Source organism: Pseudomonas sp. GM79 (assembly GCF_000282495.1).
In the GTDB taxonomy this organism is placed as follows: Bacteria; Pseudomonadota; Gammaproteobacteria; order Pseudomonadales; family Pseudomonadaceae; genus Aquipseudomonas.
In genome coordinates, this window is the sequence record NZ_AKJE01000100.1 from 1 (window position 1) to 3,837 (window position 3,837).

The window sequence follows — 3,837 nt, forward strand, 5'->3', positions numbered from 1 at the left end:
CGGCGGCAACGCCAGCCACAGCTGCAACGACGACCAGTGCGGCTGTCGCAGGTACGGCAGCAGGTCTGGGAAACATCATTGCCACCGCGTCGTTGACCTCCCTTGCCAGTACGGGCGTGGTCAGCACGATAAACAACAAGGGCAACCTGGGAGCCGCATTCAAGGAAACCTTCAGTAGCGACAGCATGAAACAAGCGCTGATCGCGGGCGCCTCAGCAGGATTTGTGAATTACGCCAGTGGCAACTGGTTTGGCGCACAGAGCGACCCGATCACTAACAAAGTGAGTGGTCCCAGCGTAGTACCTCATTGGAACGACCCGGCGGCTATTGGTCGGTTCGGTACGATCCAATTGGCGGGCGGAGCGGTGCGCGGAACGCTTTCCGAAGCCCTTGGGCAAGGCAGCTTCAAGGACGCAATGAAGGGCAGCGTCTTCGATGTGCTTCAGGCTACTGCTTTCACAGGTGTTGGTGATTTTGGCGATGCCTTCAAACTTCAAGACAGCGGCCTAAGTAAAACCGCCCTGCATGCTGTCGTGGGTGGGTTGCTTTCAGAAGCAATGGGTGGCGATTTTAAAACGGGGGCAATCGCTGCGGGCGCTAATGAGGCGCTTATCGCGACCTTGGATAAAACACCGTTACTCAGTGGCGATGATCCCGCAGAGCACGACCGGTTGGTAAACGCGGCGTCCAAACTGGTGGGGTTACTGGCGGCAGCAAGCGTTGATGGCGACGTTTCTCTAGGCTCGGAAATCGCCGGGAATGCGCAGTCTTACAACCGCAAATTGCACGTTCAAGAAGAGAAAAGACTTGCTCTTGAGGCCAAGAATTTAGATGCCTCAACTGGCAAAAGCCAATCTGGCTTCGAATGGAACGCTCTACTGACATTCGTAGCAGGTGGTGAGGTCGATAAGCAGACCAACAATGAACTACAGGGAATTCTGTCCGGCTATAGCCCGAATAACCCAGAGGGTCAGCACTTGGCTGACGATCTGCGTGTTGCTCGAGGAGTGGTCACTCAACTGCAGAACGAGAAGGTGCTTTTGACGTGGGCGGATGGGAGCCCCATCGTCGCGAACGGCGACAAGGTCGTTGCGTTCACGTCTACGGACAGGCAGTACAACGACTCGCGTCTCTTCAATCCTTCGAGCAACTCCACCTACAACAACGCCCCAGATGGCATGGGTGTAGTACCGGACAAGTGGGCTGAGCAATACGGGGAGTCCATTGCTATCAGGAAGCTTCCTGAAATTGGTGCGCTCAGTGCCGATGCTGCGGCCCAAGCAGAGCAAATGGACCGGTTACGTGTTCTGGCGAGTGGCGGGGTCAATTCGAATATTGATCTCAAGTTGCTTGCTGAGCTTATGCCCATAGGCGGGGTGGGCAAGGGAACGCTTCTGAGCGCAATCAAGGACTTGGCAGCGCGAGATGTATTGGCGGTCAAAGGTGCGGAGGCTATTGCTGGGAAGGGGATTGAGTCTGTTGCAGGGAAAGGCGTAGATGCCGCCGTCGGGAAAAGCACTGAACAGTTGGTTACCCAAGCCGAGGCAAAGTTGGCGGGCTACAGTCCATGCTGCTTTGCTGCAGGAACCATGGTCGCCACCCCTGAGGGTGAGCGAGCAATTGATGCGCTCAAGGTGGGCGATATCGTCTGGACCAAGCCTGAGCAGGGAGGTGAACCATTCGCCGCTAAGGTCTCCGCCACCCATATTCGAACGGATCAGCCAATTTATCAGCTGAAACTGGAGAAGAATGGCGTCACCGACGTGGGTACAACTGAGACCTTGCAAGTGACACCGGGCCACCCATTTTATGTACCGGCGCGCAAGGGCTTTGTGCCGCTGATAGAGCTTAAACCGGGTGATCAGCTGCAGTCGTTGGGGGATGGTGCGACTCAGGATGCTTCGATCACTGTTTTATCTGTTGAACTGCTGCATCCTCAAGGTACGACGTATAACCTGACTGTTGAGATAGGGCACACATTCTATGTCGGAAAGCTGAGTACATGGGTACATAACATCGGGCCTTGCTATAGCTGTAACGGCGGGACTTGCTCGATTCAAGGTAATCTCGGTGATATCCCTTATGACTCTAGGAATATTAGAGAGGAGCTGGGTGAAAAATATGGTGCCGAAAACGTGGTGTCTACTACTGTACCCCCCGCTGGGATGCCAAATGTAAAGCTGGCTGGGTTGCATAAGGACATTGCGCTGCCAGATGGTTCGAAAACACGAGTCGTTTTTGACAATAAAGGCTTTCCGATATTTGATGATATTGCAAAATTCGATACGCATATCAATATCGGAGATTTTCGGGCTGCAAGTTACGATGGGCAGTTGAGAATGGCGACTCGTGATTTGCGAACGCAAATAGACAGTGGTGCCATTCCAAACTCGCTATTCTCAGACGTCCAACTAAAAGCGATACGCAGTGGTCAGGATAAGATTCCTGGATTCACTTGGCACCATCATCAGGATACCGGTAGGATGCAATTAGTTCCCGAAGCTGTCCATAACGGTGCTCGGCATGTCGGGTGGGAATCGATGAGTAAGGGGAAATAACATGTTCTCAGGTGTAAGTTTTGATTCGTATTATGGTCATGGAAATTCTGCAGAAATACGGGCTTTTGAGGCGCTGACGGGTAAGGTTTTACCTGCCGAGTACAAAAAAATTGCTTTAGAGTTCAATGGCGCTTTTGTTGTGAATAAACCCGCCTTCAAGTTTTATAATCGACTCCTAGGGCAAGAGGTTACATGCAGTCCAGGCATGTTTTTACCTTTTGGTAAGATTGAAGGGTCATTCGAAACCATGGAGATAAAGTATCAATATCCGCCAGAGGATTTTGTACAGGATTTGATTATTTTCTCAGTTTTAGGGAATGGGGATGCGCTGTGTTTTGACTACCGTAAAAATTTACTATCCGATAGTCCTCCCGTCGTAATGTGGCATCACGAAGCCACGCCTGGTGGCGATCTGGAGTTATCTGATGTTGCGCCATCTTTTTCAGATTTTTTAAACAGTCTGTCAGAGCGCCCACCCGAGTAACTGAAAACAGACAGCATTCGCAATGCCATGGCCGGCGAGATTCGCACCAGCCAGGTAAGCCTGGTCGTAGGGGGGCAGACCGATTCATTTTTGATGGATAAGCAAAAACGTCGTCTGTCCCTACTGCTGTTTTCCGTCTATCCGGTGGTTTGACCGACAGTTGGAGGGTGTTTTTTCGGGCCTCTTCGCGAGCAAGCCCGCTCCCACATTGGATCTCGGGCGTACACAAATAATGTGTTCACCGAAAATCCCCTGTGGGAGCGGGCTTGCTCGCGAAGGGGCCGGCCCATCCAACACAAAACCCATAGTCAGACCAATAAACAGGCGATGTTTAATCGACATCTCCAGACACTCACTCAGACTACACAGCCTTGCGCCGTTGCCTACGACTACGCCAGAATCCGCCGGCTTGTGCGTCTTGGGGGCGGGCTCTATCGTTTGCCGGTCGCTGACAAATCAGTGATCGGGTCTCGCAGCCCGTGTATCTCTAGACGCACAACATCCTCCGTTCGTGAACAGGTATGCCTGTCCGTTCATGTTATGGCGGCTGTACGTGGGAGGCCTTCGGGTCTGCCGGTTCTAGAGTCCCGGTCTGCGACCTGCGTATAGCTGCCACCTCCTTTCGTCTCGCAGCGAACCGTGGCCGCTCCATGACTCTAGGAGCTTCATCGTGATCAAACCGACACCCAATCCACCGGAAACCGATCCAACATCCCCCTACGAATCCCTCGATTCGAAAAAACTCCACGAAGCTGCCGACCGCGCCCTCGACCACTACCTCAAGCCGCCCATCCC

Annotated in this window: 2 protein-coding genes and 1 pseudogene; all 3 read left to right on the forward strand. The window is 52.9% G+C overall.

Annotation, left to right across the window (positions count from 1 at the left end):
* A partial coding sequence (locus tag PMI36_RS04535; RefSeq protein ID WP_008075176.1) for a DUF637 domain-containing protein occupies window positions 1-2,558 on the forward strand: 2,558 nt, incomplete at its 5' end.
* A gap of 1 nt (window position 2,559) precedes the next feature.
* On the forward strand, window positions 2,560-3,042 hold the full coding sequence (locus tag PMI36_RS30100; RefSeq protein WP_050549270.1) for an SMI1/KNR4 family protein: 483 nt from the start codon (window positions 2,560-2,562) through the stop codon (window positions 3,040-3,042).
* Window positions 3,043-3,712: 670 nt separating this feature from the next.
* A pseudogene (locus tag PMI36_RS32530) lies at window positions 3,713-3,837 on the forward strand (DUF6124 family protein); the annotation flags it as partial.